Source organism: Nitrosomonas sp. (genome assembly GCF_019752415.1).
Lineage (GTDB): Bacteria > Pseudomonadota > Gammaproteobacteria > Burkholderiales > Nitrosomonadaceae > Nitrosomonas.
The window spans coordinates 1-14,284 of record NZ_JAIEME010000067.1 but is presented as its reverse complement, the minus strand read 5'-3'; the positions used below and the strand labels follow the sequence as shown (position 1 = coordinate 14,284).

At 45.5% G+C, this 14,284-nt stretch carries 15 protein-coding genes and 1 pseudogene; 9 read left to right on the top strand and 7 right to left on the bottom strand.

The window, feature by feature from the left end; genetic code table 11:
• From K2P83_RS11275 to K2P83_RS11255, 5 genes and pseudogenes are all read right to left on the bottom strand, one after another.
• Nucleotides 1-493: toll/interleukin-1 receptor domain-containing protein (locus tag K2P83_RS11275; RefSeq protein WP_292929229.1), on the bottom strand; the 493-nt coding region annotated here is incomplete at its 3' end.
• Nucleotides 494-1,145: 652 nt separating this feature from the next.
• Nucleotides 1,146-1,406: a DUF5062 family protein gene (locus tag K2P83_RS11270; protein WP_292929227.1), complete on the bottom strand. Its 261-nt coding sequence runs from the start codon at nucleotides 1,404-1,406 to the stop codon at nucleotides 1,146-1,148.
• A gap of 75 nt (nucleotides 1,407-1,481) precedes the next feature.
• Nucleotides 1,482-1,897: pseudogene (locus K2P83_RS11265) on the bottom strand (DUF86 domain-containing protein).
• Nucleotides 1,885-2,262: a nucleotidyltransferase domain-containing protein gene (locus K2P83_RS11260; RefSeq protein WP_292929225.1), complete on the bottom strand. Its 378-nt coding sequence runs from the start codon at nucleotides 2,260-2,262 to the stop codon at nucleotides 1,885-1,887. The pseudogene K2P83_RS11265 and the gene K2P83_RS11260 overlap by 13 nt, the downstream one beginning before the upstream one ends.
• Entirely contained in the window at nucleotides 2,255-3,961 is a 1,707-nt protein-coding gene (locus K2P83_RS11255; protein WP_292929223.1) for a glutamine--tRNA ligase/YqeY domain fusion protein, read from the bottom strand. Before K2P83_RS11255 ends, K2P83_RS11260 begins: the two co-directional genes overlap by 8 nt.
• Nucleotides 3,962-4,253: 292 nt before the next feature.
• Here K2P83_RS11255 and rplM point away from each other — a divergent pair, with 292 nt between their 5' ends.
• The 6 genes from rplM (at nucleotide 4,254) to erpA (ending at nucleotide 7,979) form a co-directional block, all read left to right on the top strand.
• Nucleotides 4,254-4,688 (top strand): 50S ribosomal protein L13, encoded by a 435-nt coding sequence (rplM, locus tag K2P83_RS11250; RefSeq protein WP_292929221.1) that lies wholly within the window; start codon nucleotides 4,254-4,256, stop codon nucleotides 4,686-4,688.
• Nucleotides 4,689-4,691: 3 nt separating this feature from the next.
• Nucleotides 4,692-5,084 (top strand): 30S ribosomal protein S9, encoded by a 393-nt coding sequence (gene rpsI / locus K2P83_RS11245; RefSeq protein ID WP_292929219.1) that lies wholly within the window; start codon nucleotides 4,692-4,694, stop codon nucleotides 5,082-5,084.
• 109 nt (nucleotides 5,085-5,193) lie between these two features.
• Nucleotides 5,194-6,222, top strand: a complete 1,029-nt coding sequence (argC, locus tag K2P83_RS11240) for an N-acetyl-gamma-glutamyl-phosphate reductase (RefSeq protein WP_292929217.1) — start codon at nucleotides 5,194-5,196, stop codon at nucleotides 6,220-6,222.
• Between the two features lie 125 nt (nucleotides 6,223-6,347).
• Complete coding sequence (locus K2P83_RS11235) at nucleotides 6,348-7,082, top strand: DUF6776 family protein (protein WP_292929215.1); 735 nt, start codon at nucleotides 6,348-6,350, stop codon at nucleotides 7,080-7,082.
• A 12-nt stretch (nucleotides 7,083-7,094) separates the two neighbouring features.
• Complete coding sequence (locus K2P83_RS11230; protein ID WP_292929213.1) at nucleotides 7,095-7,559, top strand: polymer-forming cytoskeletal protein; 465 nt, start codon at nucleotides 7,095-7,097, stop codon at nucleotides 7,557-7,559.
• A gap of 75 nt (nucleotides 7,560-7,634) precedes the next feature.
• Entirely contained in the window at nucleotides 7,635-7,979 is a 345-nt protein-coding gene (erpA, locus tag K2P83_RS11225; protein ID WP_292929211.1) for an iron-sulfur cluster insertion protein ErpA, read from the top strand.
• A gap of 25 nt (nucleotides 7,980-8,004) precedes the next feature.
• On the opposite strand, the gene K2P83_RS11220 is transcribed toward erpA, so the two are convergent.
• Both K2P83_RS11220 and K2P83_RS11215 read right to left on the bottom strand, forming a co-directional pair.
• Nucleotides 8,005-9,111, bottom strand: a complete 1,107-nt coding sequence (locus K2P83_RS11220; protein WP_292929231.1) for an anhydro-N-acetylmuramic acid kinase — start codon at nucleotides 9,109-9,111, stop codon at nucleotides 8,005-8,007.
• Between the two features lie 96 nt (nucleotides 9,112-9,207).
• Complete coding sequence (locus K2P83_RS11215) at nucleotides 9,208-10,542, bottom strand: peptidoglycan DD-metalloendopeptidase family protein (protein ID WP_292929209.1); 1,335 nt, start codon at nucleotides 10,540-10,542, stop codon at nucleotides 9,208-9,210.
• A gap of 153 nt (nucleotides 10,543-10,695) precedes the next feature.
• Here K2P83_RS11215 and tyrS point away from each other — a divergent pair, with 153 nt between their 5' ends.
• The 3 genes from tyrS to K2P83_RS11200 form a co-directional block, all read left to right on the top strand.
• Nucleotides 10,696-11,898 (top strand): tyrosine--tRNA ligase, encoded by a 1,203-nt coding sequence (gene tyrS, locus K2P83_RS11210; RefSeq protein ID WP_292929207.1) that lies wholly within the window; start codon nucleotides 10,696-10,698, stop codon nucleotides 11,896-11,898.
• A 334-nt stretch (nucleotides 11,899-12,232) separates the two neighbouring features.
• Nucleotides 12,233-13,615 (top strand): DEAD/DEAH box helicase, encoded by a 1,383-nt coding sequence (locus tag K2P83_RS11205; protein WP_292929205.1) that lies wholly within the window; start codon nucleotides 12,233-12,235, stop codon nucleotides 13,613-13,615.
• Between the two features lie 98 nt (nucleotides 13,616-13,713).
• A partial coding sequence (locus K2P83_RS11200) for a hypothetical protein (protein ID WP_292929203.1) occupies nucleotides 13,714-14,284 on the top strand: 571 nt, incomplete at its 3' end.

Genomic DNA, 14,284 nt, shown 5'->3' with positions numbered 1-14,284 from the left:
GTTGCAAGGTTTGCAGCAGATCGGCAGGCGCAGCCGCTTCGGCCCGGATCCATTGGCGCAAATGCGCCGGATCTTCGCCGCGCAACAATCCGGCCAGCAGACGATGCGGCAGAGGATCGTCCAGGGTATGAAATTTCAAGGCGTTGGTGCCTTGCAAAAACAACGAACATTGCCCGATGTGTTCGGGCGACGCGCCCGGCAGCAGCACCGGAATGATGCAATGTTGACGTTGCTGGATTTGCCGCCGCAGTGCGGCGTCGGCCTCGGCTTGTTGATACGGGCCGATGCCGTTTGTGCCAAAAAAAATCAGGATCGTGCGGCTACCGCTGAGCTCATTTTCCAGATTCCGCATCCATTGATCACCCGGCAAAATATCCCATTTGTCCAGGAAACATTTCACCCCTTGTTTTTCCAGCGTAGCAGCGATGATCTCTACCGACGGCTTGTCGGCGCCGTTATGCGATAAAAAAGCATCATTTGAATAATTGGTCATTGTTCACCCATGAATCCATGCGCAAAGAGGCGAGTCCCCCGGCAGCAGTGCGATGATAAATCGTCCGGACATCGGGCGGGAAATTTTTTAAGAAGGTAGGGTGGATCAGCGAAGCGCCATCCACCTAGCCCAGAGGTTGCGGAACTCGATCAGAATGGCACTTTTCCGCGAAGCCTGGTTGCATGCGATGTTTCCGGTACTGAAACGCCGACACTTCAGAACGAGGCTTATGTGTCTGGCTCTATGATTTACGCTTCAAATTCTTAGAACTACCGCCTTCGTTCCGCTACGGTGTGTGTCGCCAGAATTATCACTCCGACAGGCAAATGTTCCGGCAGCGGGGATTGCTCTCTGTTGATTAACAACGCAGCTACAAAACATACATTTCACGATAAAATGTGCTGGAAACAAAGATCCCATTCAGTTTATGATGTAATTGTCATCACACAAGGAGAATGACCATGGCAAAAGGACAACAACGCAAAAACAAAGAAGCGAAGAAACCTAAGAAAGAAACGCCCAAGTAATCAAAAAACTAAGGCCGTGAATCAAGAATGAAGCAGCAAAATTTTCTTGATTCACGGCCTGATTGTTGCAACAAGTCATTTATCCGGTGCAATGCGCTTCGCTTATTGACACCTTACAGAATGTGTCACTTCAATAACGGGTGATCCTTCGGCAATTGTTTGGCATACCACATCGCCAGTTTATGCCGCATGGATTTTTCAGCGACTTGGTCTTCCGGCAAGGGCTGCATGACTTTATCGTGCACCAGTAGTCGATAGATGTAGAGCAGTTTCTCACTTGCCGAATCGGTTGCTTCAAACTCGACCACGCCCCGCCCTTCCGCATACTTCACACCGGCAAGCATGGCTTCTTTGAATAAGGCGGCCTCATTTTTCAGTTTTTTCATGGCAATTCTCGTTAAGTGTGCAATCCGCATGATACCCCGGCATGGAGATACAACCCTCTTATTTGCTAGTTTTTGCTATAAAGCAGCATACCGGCTGATTTCCTGGGCAAACCGGCGAAAGTCTTGTAAAGAATTTTGGCAGATCGCATAAACAATTTCCCAATTAATTGCTTCATAGTTATGCACGGCGATATTTCTAAAACCGATCGATTTTTTAAATGTTCGCAAGTGTCGGATGTGATGATGTCCAGTTCATTGAGTGTCGTAAAAACTTCGCCCATGGTTTGCGGAGAGGGTTTATTGGCCGTACTGAGAATATGGCTGCCGATATCGACACAGAGTTGGATAGCCCTAGTGAGGTTAATAACCAATATGTCTTGTAAATCCAGATTCTGAATCAGAAGATTGATATTATCCGGTTTTTTATCCTCAATGCGTTGAATGCAGCGCCGCAGCGATTCAATTTTTTCTGCAAGAATCAATTGATCCATCGATTACGCCTTTCGGTCAGTATTCTCTGGTGCAGCGGAAGAAAATCGGCGACATTCAGTAAATGCCGGGTTAACAGCTCGGCATACGCAGCATCACCGCCAATCAGCCGGATCCCCTTAAATACCTGGCCCGTAATCGGTTCCGGCACGTGGTACAAATCGACAATGTCGACCGGGCGGCCAAATTCAGCGCCGATGGTTTGTATCAGTTGCAGTTTAAAGTCTGCGGTAAGTGGTGCTTGTGCCAATATGCCCAGGTCGATGTCACTGTCCGAGTGCACATTGCCTGTCGCCTGTGAACCAAACAAAATTGCCAGCTTGATTTCCGGGTATTGCGACAGTAATGCGATTAATCGGCTATGCACCCGCAACTTTCCCCCACGAATCGCGCAAGGTCACGGCGCGGTTGAATACTGGTTTACCGGGTTTCATATCGATGCGGTCGGCAATGAAATAGCCGTTGCGTTCAAACTGATAACTTTGTTCGGGCTGTGCGTCACGAAGCGATTGCTCCACATACGCGGTGATGATTGCCTTCGAGTCGGGATTGAGCGATGTTTTGTAATCCTTGTCGCCGCTGTCCGGGTAAGGGTCGGAAAACAAGCGGTCGTACAAGCGTATTTCCGCCGCTTGCGCGTGTTTGGCGGAAAGCCAGTGGATATTGCCTTTGACTTTGCGGCTTTCCGATCCGGGAGTTCCACTTTTGGTATCCGGGTCGTAGGTGCAATGGATTGCCTCGATTTCACCCTGCGCATTTTTATCCACTTGCACGCATTTGACGATAAACGCATAGCGTAACCGCACTTCTGCACCGGGAGACAGCCGGAAATAACCTTTGGTCGGCACTTCCATGAAGTCATCGCGTTCGATATACAGTGTTTTGGAGAAAGGAATCGTGCGTTTTTCCCATTCCGGTTTTTGCGGATGATTGGGCGCAAAGCAATCTTCTTGCTGATCTTCAGGATAGTTGTCGATGATCAGTTTCAGTGGTTTCAGAATGGCAATACGGCGCGGCGCGCTTTCATTCAGATCTTCACGCAAGCAGTCTTCCAGTATGCTTATATCAATCCAAGAATCCGCCTTGCTGATACCGATGCGATCGGCAAACAACCGGATGGCGCGCGGCGTGAAACCACGGCGGCGAACACCGGCAAGCGTGCTCAACCGGGGATCATCCCAGCCATCCACCAGTTTGCTGTCCACCAGTTCAATTAATTTGCGTTTGCTCATGACGGTGTAAGTCAGATTAAGGCGTGCAAATTCGATTTGCTGCGGATGGCACGGCACTTTGTCTACCAGTTGATCCAATACCCAGTCGTACAATGGCCGGTGATCTTCAAATTCCAATGTGCACAAAGAGTGCGTAATCGTTTCCAGTGCATCGGAAATACAGTGCGTATAGTCGTACATCGGATAAATGCACCATTGGTTGCCAGTGCGCTGATGATGTACATGACGGATACGGTAAATCACCGGATCGCGCATGTTGATATTGGGCGAAGCCATGTCGATCTTGGCTCTCAACACATACTTTCCATCCGGGAATTCGCCAGCTTTCATGCGCTGGAACAAATCCAGATTTTCTGCAATGGGGCGATCCCGATACGGGCTATTTTTTCCGGGACTGGTCAGCGTGCCGCGCATCTCGCGAATTTCCTCCGCCGTGAGACCCTCGACATAAGCTTTTCCCTGATTGATCAGATATTCGGCAAATTCGTATAATTGAACAAAATAATCCGAGGAATAATAAAGATGTTTGCTCCAATCAAAACCAAGCCAGGAGACACTGTCACAAATCGAGTCGACATACTCTTGCGCTTCCTTCTCCGGATTGGTGTCGTCAAAACGTAAATGACACACCCCGCCATAATCATGCGCAATGCCAAAATTAAGACAGATACTCTTAGCGTGACCAATATGCAAGTAGCCATTGGGTTCGGGCGGGAATCGTGTTTCCACGCGCCCACTCCATTTACCGGTACGGTTATCTTCATCAATAATATTACGAATAAAATTGGAAGATACTGACTCAATAGGCAAATTAGTTTCGGATTTCTCTTTCAAAGCTTGTCTCTCGGCATGTAATTGATACGTTACTGTAAAATACCACACATGGTGTTTAATTTTCAGAAGTTCTCTCGAACTGATTGCTCTGTTAGCATCAGAGCGTCTTCCGACAGATTATAGCGACGATTAACGTAAAAGCCACCACCCTTGAATAGACTACTCGCCACTTCACGCTTCAGTTTAGAGGCCATCTTTAGCCCAGCATAAAATAACTCGTTCTAAATTTGACTTTTACTCGTGTCTGACATAGAATTCCCGGCTCTTTTTGATATAAGCAGGACAGGTTTTTGTGAAAACATTTTCAGCCAAACCACACGAAGTAAGTCATGACTGGTTTGTCATCGACGCGACCGATAAAGTACTGGGTCGGCTTGCTTCGTTAATTGCCCATCGTTTACGTGGCAAACATAAACCCATCTTTACACCGCATGTTGATACTGGTGATTATATCGTCGTTGTCAATGTCGATAAATTGCGCGTAACCGGCAATAAATTGGATGATAAAATCTATTATCGCCACACCGGTTATCCAGGTGGGATATATGAAACTAACTTTAGAAAAATGCATGCACGCTTTCCAGGCCGCCCACTTGAAAAAGCGGTTAAAGGCATGCTGCCAAAAGGACCACTGGGATACGCAATGTTAAAGAAACTTAAAGTATATGCGGGTGACGGACATCCCCATGCTGCTCAACAACCTAAACCACTTGAAGTTAGAGCCTAATTTATGACCACTCAATATAATTATGGAACCGGTCGGCGCAAAAGTGCTGTCGCACGTGTTTTTATCAAGCCCGGTAAAGGTGAAATAATCATTAATAACAAACCAATTGATGATTTCTTTTCACGCAAAACCGGTCGCATGATTGTGAGACAACCACTTGAGTTAACAAATAACACCACCTCATTTGATATCATGGTAAACATTCATGGCGGTGGTGAATCAGGCCAGGCAGGTGCTGTACGTCATGGCATCACACGTGCATTGATCGATTATGATGCGACACTGAAACCTGTATTAAGCAAAGCTGGTTTGGTTACACGTGATGCACGAGAAGTTGAAAGGAAAAAAGTTGGCTTGCGTAAGGCGCGGCGACGCAAGCAATTCTCCAAACGATAATTCATTATTCTTGTTTGAATATAAAAAGCCGCCTCTTGTCAGGCGGCTTTTTTATTTTAATAACTTGGAAATAGACATACACCTTCAGAAATGGACAACAGGAGTCACAATGGTTAATGTAGGCATCGTTGGTGGAACAGGTTACACGGGCGTGGAGTTACTTCGTTTACTGACACAACACCCAAAAGTCAAAATCAAGGCAATTACTTCACGTAGTGAAGCTGGCATGAGTGTGGCTGAATTATTTACTAATCTCCGAGGACATATCGATCTCAAATTCAGCGACCCGGCTGATGCCAAACTCAACAAGTGTGATTTGGTATTCTTTGCCACTCCGAATGGTATCGCAATGCAGCAAGCCGAATCCCTGCTTAAAGCTGGCGTTAAGATCATCGACCTGGCCGCTGATTTTCGCATCAAGAATGTGACCGAATGGGAAAAATGGTACGGCATGCAACATGCCTGCCCCGACTTAGTCGCTGAGGCTGTCTACGGGCTACCGGAAATTAATCGCGAGCAAGTCAAAAATGCACGCCTGATTGCTAATCCCGGCTGTTATCCAACGGCGGTACAACTTGGCTTTTTGCCGTTGGTAGAAGCGAAAGTCATTGATATGGATTACCTCATTGCTGATGTCAAATCGGGCGTGTCCGGTGCAGGCCGGAAAGCCGAAGTGCATACGCTGCATGCTGAAGCATCCGATAATTTCAAGGCCTATGCCGTACCAGGACACCGGCATCTCCCAGAAATCAGACAGGGCCTTGCCAATGTAGCCAAGCAGCCGGTCGGCCTAACATTTGTCCCGCATCTGGTACCTATGATTCGAGGCATTCATGCAACGCTCTATGGCAAACTGACCAAACAGATTGACTTGCAGGCACTCTACGAGAAACGCTATCAGAATGAAGCTTTTGTCGATGTGTTACCCGCAGGTAAGCACCCGGAAACTCGCTCGGTCCGTGGTTCGAATATTTGCCGTATCGCCGTTCATCAGCCACAAAATAGCGACACGGTCGTGATACTATCAGTAACTGACAATCTGGTAAAAGGCGCAGCAGGACAAGCAATACAAAACATGAATATTATGTTTGGCCTGCCTGAAACACTCGGCATTAACCAGGTTCCACTCTTACCATAAGGCGCTATTATTTCTGATGAATCAGAATCTAATTACGATTACAGCAAAAGGATCTTCATCGATACCGGCAACATTGTTATGATTATGTGCAGATAATTTGAATATCCTTTTATAGAGCGCACCAGGTGTACAAGTTTTTCCAGAAAAAACCTAAAATTCTTTCTCCCCGCGTTGTCGTGCGTCCGCACCTGTCATGGCAATTTCTTCTAACTACAACTATTATTTGCTGTTCATTATTAACTCTGCTGTCCTGGGGTATGTACGAAACCGGCAGGCAATCAGTGAATGCGCAAGATGGCATGGACCAAGAGAAATTGGCGTATTCCTATGATCCGGGAACTTGCAGACAAACAAAGAAACAAAAATTATGCAACCAGATTGGTGATTTGATACAGCAATTACAAATCAGCAATACTGCCAATGAGAATCTAGCTGAACAAGTAAAATCACTTGCTAACGAGAATGCTCATTTGAAGGAGAAACAGGAATTTTTTCAGCATCTCACAGCCAACACTACAAAGAATGATCTTTCAATTTATCAATTCAGTTTAAAAGAAACACAAACCCCTGGTAAATATCGCTATGCGCTAACGCTCATCCAGGGCGGAGAAAGACCAAATGATTTCAAAGGAAGCCTAAGATTTCAGGTTAAACTGTTACAAAATGACCGGAGTAGAATCATTCCGCTTACCAACAAAAACGCTACGCAAGATTTTCCTGTCAATTTCAAGTTTTTTCATAGACTGGAAGAAAGCTTCAAGGTACCGCCTGATACCATTGTAGAAAACTTACAAGTGAAAATTTATAAAAAGGATGACAGCAAGGTCATATTAACCGAAACTGTGCAACCGGCATCGTGAAGGAGAAGAAGCATGTTCGGTAGAAAAAAGAAAAAGTCGCTGCACCCCCATATCGATACTTTGATCGGTGCAAACACGCATATCACAGGAGATATAAATTTTACAGGCGGTCTGCGAATTGATGGACATATTTCCGGTAATGTCATGGCAACCGATGATGAACACAGCACACTGGTACTTAGCACCGAAGGGAGCATAAAAGGTAAAATAAAAGTCGCCAATGTCGTAATCAATGGCACAGTAACCGGCCCAATTCAGGCACAAGAGTATCTGGAATTACAAGAGAAAGCGAAGGTATATGGTGACGTTCAGTACGGTTCTTTAGAAATCCATCTGGGTGCCTGCGTTGAAGGAAAAATGATCCACCAAAATAAACCGGACGCTGAGAATGCGCAACAGGCCGAGATAATGATAACATTATTACCATCCGCAGCAGAAAAGCAAACCGCCTCCACTAAAAATGATGCGGTACAATGAAACATGTGGTGCTATTCGGCATTTTAAAAACTTGTAAATAAGAACATCTATGTAACTCTGACTGTAGGAACAACTATGAATACTGAAACTAACACGCCTCTCCTATTTACTGAAAATGCCGCTTCTAAAGTTAAACAACTCATTGAAGAAGAGGGAAACAATAACCTAAATCTCAGAGTTTTTATCAGTGGAGGTGGCTGTTCTGGTTTTCAATATGGTTTTACTTTTGATGAACTGATCAATGAAGATGACACCATTATGGAAAAAAACGGTGTGAAACTGCTGGTTGATCCAATGAGTTTTCAGTATCTGATCGGTGCCGAAATTGACTATCAAGAAAACATACAAGGCGCTCAATTTATCATCAAGAATCCCGGTGCTGCCAGCACTTGCGGCTGTGGATCATCGTTCTCCGTATAAGTCACCTGCATTAATACGGACAATTTCAAGCAGGATAAATCGCACCCAAAATCCTATCTCCTTTCGCGCCGGTTACAGCGGGCAGATTCCCATTTTTACCCGATATCGCTTGCTGTGCCAGCCAGGCAAACGCAAAGGCTTCAACCCAATCTACTCCTACACCCAATTGATCGGTCAGCGCTACTGCCTTTCCTGGAATGGCATCGATCAAGCGATCCAGCAGTAAAGTATTATGTGATCCGCCACCACATATATAGACTTCTTCAGCCGTCGCACAGTACTCAAGTATCGATTTGGCAATTGTTAGAGCTGTTAACTGCAGCAATGTGGCTTGTACATCTTCCGGCGTTTCATTACCTATTAATTTTTCTTCCAGCCATTGAACATTGAACAAATCTCTTCCTGTGCTTTTTGGAGGCTGACGCAAGAAAAAATCATCTGACAGAAATGCTTGCAGCAAAGCAGGAATAATCCGCCCTGTGGCTGCCCATTGCCCTTTGTTATCATATGTTTTCCTAGTGTGACGCAAACACCAAGCATCCATTAGGAGGTTTCCTGGGCCACAATCGAAGCCAATGATTGGATGATAGGGATCAAGATTGGTTATATTGGCGATACCACCGATATTGACGATCACGCGATGATTCTCCGAATGCTTGAAAACTGCTTCGTGAAAAGCCGGAACCAAAGGAGCTCCCTGCCCGCCTGCAGCGATATCGCGGCTTCTGAAATCTGCGACTACTGCTATCTGAGTCAATTCAGCCAATAAGGCCGCATTGACAAGCTGAATCGTATAATTCTTTTCCACTTCAGGGCAGTGTCTAACCGTCTGACCGTGACATCCGATTGCGATAATCTGTTTGGGTGCGATACCAGCGTTTACCAATAGGCATTCAGTAGCTTGTGCATACAGATAGGACAACTGGTTACTCAGCATTGCGGCACGATTGAGTTCATCATGACCGGGTTGATGTAATGACAACAATTGCTCACGCAATTGATCATCATAAGCACAAAAAAAAGTTTGCAACAAAACTGGCGTGGGGCAGCTAAAATCAACCAGAACGGTATCGACACCATCCAGGCTTGTGCCTGACATGATGCCTATAAATAGCGAGCCGATTTCAACTATCCTTCAGTGTTCTGGAAAGGGTTTCAATACTGATTGCCATCATGCAATTGGAGGTTCTCTGCTAGAAAACCACCAATTTAAAAGTTATCCGCACGATTATTCTAGCGATGCAAGTTGGATATTACGCATAATATTTAAACGCGCGACCAACGAGTGAGTTTCCTTCTGGAAAGTATTCAAATCACGTTTCGAAATCGGCGGAGCAGTTGGCAGAACAACCTTCGTCGGATCACGCTGCACACCGTCAACACGCAATTCATAATGCAAATGCGGTCCAGTTGCCATACCGGTGGAGCCAACATAGCCAATCACATCTCCCTGATTTACCCGTTTGCCTTTCCCCATTCCACTCGCAAAGCGGGATAAATGGCCATATGCTGATTCGTACTTACCATTATGTTTAAGTAAAACCAAATTGCCGTATCCTTTCTGTGAGCCGGAGAATGAAATAATCCCATTTGCCGTTGCTCTTACAGGTGTTCCAGCGGGTGCGGCATAATCAATGCCCCTATGTGCTCGCCATTCCTTAAGGATTGGATGAAAACGTGCATTCGTAAAACCTGAGCTAATACGCGAGAAGGCGAGTGGCGAAAGCAAAAATGCCTTACGCAAGCTTTCTCCTTCAGGTGTGTAATAGCCATCGGCACCATTAGATGACTTGAAGTAGATTGCTTGATGGGATTTTCCCTTATTGATGAATTCAACTGCTAAAACACGGCCTGTTTTAGCACGCTTACCATTATCATTCGAGAATGTTTCATAAACGACTGTAAAGCGATCACCCTGACGCAAATCCCGATAAAAATCAATTTCCGATGCAAATATTTCAGTCAACTGCATAGCAATATTGTTGGGTATTCCCGCGTTATCAGTTGCGGCAAACAGGGAACGGTTAATTACCCCGGATTTCATATGAATCTGAGTATCGAGCTCAATCGATTGCTCAGTCATTTTGAATACATCACCTGTTTTTTCCATCAAAAACAATTCTTCGTTGCCAAAGAAATAACGCAGTGTCAATAACTCACCATCGGCCGTAGTCTGCGCATAAATGGTTTTACCTGGTTTCAGTTGACGCATCGCACGGCTTCCCCGTGCTGCCTGTAGAAACTCAGTCGAATCCTGATTACTGACATCCAGCCGATTTAAAATCGCTGCGATGGTATCACCACGCCGGATGTTTTCCTGGCGCCAGAAAGTGTGATTGGTTTGGGTCTCGGAGAGAACATCTGGGATAGACAGATCAAGGATTACTTCTTCTACTTGAATTTCTTCAAGTGAGCGCGTATTGGGTGCAATTCCAAACGCAGTGACTATACCGAATAGTGGTATGCTGGATAAAGCCACCAGCCAGCGAATTGTTTTTTTTGTTAGTTTTGATGAGTTTTGAGCTAGAATCCTTTGTTTACTGCTAAGTAATGAATATAGCATCTATGAAGTACCTCCAGTCGTTTGTATCATTTACAGACAGGCGCGAGTCTAACATGAAAATAGTCAATTTGTACTAGAATACGACTAAGAATGTCCTAGTAAAATATTTCCATATATTAAAATATCAATATAAATCCTTAACTTACTGTCATCGTGAATAAATCAATAAAATCCCAGCTTGAGATTATAAAACGCGGAAGCCACGAACTATTAGTTGAAACAGAACTGGAAAGTAAGCTTATTTCCGAACATGTCTTGCGCATCAAAGCTGGATTTGATCCAACTGCTCCAGATCTGCACTTAGGTCATACTGTCTTGCTCAACAAACTACGCCAGCTACAGGATATGGGACACCACATTCTGTTTCTGATTGGTGATTTCACGGGCATGATTGGTGATCCAAGCGGGAAAAACACTACCCGTCCACCGTTGACCCGCGAACAAGTCGCGGAAAACGCCAAATCCTATACCACCCAGGTTTTTAAAATATTAAAACCCGAGCATACGGAAGTGGTGTTCAATTCATCCTGGATGGACAAACTGAATGCCGCTGATCTTATTAAACTGGCTGCAACACATACGGTCGCACGTATGCTGGAACGAGACGATTTTGACAAACGCTACCGCAATAATCAGGCGATCGCCATTCATGAATTTCTCTACCCGTTAATACAAGGATATGACTCTGTAGCGCTCAAGGCTGATCTTGAATTAGGGGGTACTGATCAGAAATTCAACCTACTGATGGGGCGAGAACTGCAAAAGCATTTCGGGCAATCGCAACAATGCATACTCACAATGCCGTTGCTGGAAGGACTGGATGGCGTCAATAAAATGTCCAAGTCTTTGAATAATTATGTCGGTATCACCGAAAGCCCGAAAGAGATTTTCGGCAAGCTGATGTCCGTATCGGATCAGCTCATGTGGCGTTACCTCGAACTGTTATCTTTTGAATCTTTGCAAACCATTCAGAAATGGCGCGAAGAAGTACAGGAAGGACGCAATCCGCGGGATATTAAGGTAAAGCTCGCACAGGAAATTGTCGCGCGTTTTCATAGCCAACAGGATGCGACGGAAGCACTCGCCGATTTTGAGGCACGCTTTAAACATGGTGCAGTACCTGATGAGATACCGGAGAAAATAATTCAGGCACAAGATAATGAGATGCCTTTGGTACAAATATTAAAACTGGCGGGATTAACTACCAGTACCAGTGAAGCGCTCCGTATGATCGATCAGGGTGCCGTCAAATTAAATGGCGAAAAAATAGAAGACAAATCAACCAAAATCATGCGCGGAGAATCCGTCGTCATACAAGTAGGCAAAAGAAAGTTTGCCAAAGCCGTTATCCAGTAACTCCCTCATCCAGCTTGACGCGTTGTGTCGCAATTATTCTGTTTGGAATCAAAACTCCGGCATGCCAATAATGGAATAGCGCAAATAAATTGCAAGTAATCACATGATCAAGTATACTTCGCGGCTAAGGTTGACTGAGTCTGCTTTTTAGTCCACTCAAGTTTATCTGGTTTCATCGTTCCTGGCCTCTCTTCAATTTTTCAAGTTTCTCCGGAAAATGTGCAGCAATCTTGGTTAGCGGCGATGCTTTATTTAATGCGCTAGCAAGGCTATGCTCCATTTTATGGCGTTCTCCTGGCTCGTGCGTCCAATTCTCACTTTTTAGGAAAACGACGTGTCTTTTGAAGATCTGAACTTAAACCCATCTATTATTAAAGCAATTCAAGACGCAGGGTACACAACCCCTACGCCGATTCAGAAACAAGCCATACCTGAGTTACTGTCAGGTCACGATATCATGGCATCTGCACAAACAGGAACCGGCAAAACAGCCGCCTTCATGTTACCAGCACTGCATCTCCTGGCTACACCGGCAAAAACACCTGGCCGTGGTCCGCGCGTTTTAGTACTGACCCCGACGCGTGAACTTGCACTGCAAGTCTCCGAAGCAGCCCTAAAATACGGCAAATACCTCCCACGTACAAAAGTCGTCAGCATACTGGGTGGCATGCCTTATCCATTGCAGAACAAACTGTTATCACAACCTGTCGATATTTTAGTCGCCACACCGGGACGGCTCATTGATCACATACAACGTGGCCGGATTGATTTCAAACGATTAGAAATGCTCGTATTGGATGAAGCAGATCGCATGCTGGATATGGGTTTTATCGATGATGTTGAAACGATCGCAGCCGCCACACCGGCCACGCGACAAACCCTATTGTTTTCTGCCACTTTGGATGGCGCTATCGATAAGGTTGCAGCGAAACTTTTAAAATCTCCAAAACGAATTCAAGTAGCTTCTCAGAAAGCAAGACTCGATAATATTGAGCAACGGCTACATTATGTAGACGATATGTCGCATAAGAATCGGTTATTAAATCACGTATTACGTGACGAAGCCCTCAAACAAGCCATCGTTTTCACAGCAACCAAGCGTGACGCGGATACACTGGCCGATAACCTCTATGCGCAAGGTTATGCAGCCGCGGCGTTACATGGCGACATGAATCAACGCGAACGCACCCGCACACTCACCAAGCTTCGCAGTGGCGGATTGCGTGTTCTGGTGGCAACGGATGTGGCCGCCAGGGGTATTGATATCGCTGATATTACGCATGTAATCAATTTTGACTTACCTAAATTTGCGGAAGATTACGTGCACCGCATCGGCCGTACTGGCCGCGCAGGCGCTGCGGGTGTCGCAGTCTCCTTCGCATCCAACAGAGATAGTGCGCATCTGACAAAAATTGAACGCTATACCGGGCAACGCATTGCATCGCATATTATTCCCGGTCTGGAACCCCGTATCAAACAACGCCCTCAGAGCAGTGGTTTCAATAGCGCACCGAGCGTGGCCCAGAAACGTAAACGCACACCATTAGCACAAAATGGCCGTCAAAACTTTAGTGCGCCGCACGAATTCAAAGGCAATAGTAATAACGATAACGGAAACAATCGCCGTGGCCGCCCATTTGATCAGGAAAATCGTGGCAATTCTTTCCGCACCAATAGCAACCCCAAAGCCGGTTACCAATCCGCTCGTCCTAAGTAACACGCCGTAAAACCGCTTTGTTCCGAATACCTCGGAGCAAAGCGTTTCATTAACATCACACCAATAAATTTCGCACTGATCTTGTTAACAAACTACTAATGGATCATTTCGAAAATATCATCTCTACTTTGCTTGAAGCTGAGGGTTATTGGGTGCGCAGATCGTTCAAGATCAATGTGACGAAAGAAGAGAAACGTCTAATTGGTAAACATTCTATTCCCAGACCAGAGATTGATCTTCTTGCATTCAAATTTTCCGCTAATGAAGTGCTTGCCCTCGAGGCAAAATCTTTTCTTGATTCGTTCGGAGTTAGTTTCGAACAACTTCAGGAAAAACACGAAGTACCAAAGGGAAGATACAAGTTATTTACGTCCGGGAATTATCGTTCAATTGTGCTCTCCAGATTGCTTTCAGATCTCGTTGCTTGCGGTATGGCAGATGCAGATACAAAGATCACTCTTGGTCTCGCTGCTAGCAAGATTTACCAAAATCGGAGTGACTCAATGCGAGAGTTCATGTCAGACCAGAATTGGTTTTTTTGGTCACCCGAGGATATCTATCGAAAAGTTGAAGCTCTTGCGAAGCGCGGGTATGAGAGCGATCCAGCCATCATCACTGCTAAGATTCTGATGCGGCAAAACATAGTCAGTGGGCAACTAGAAACAAAAT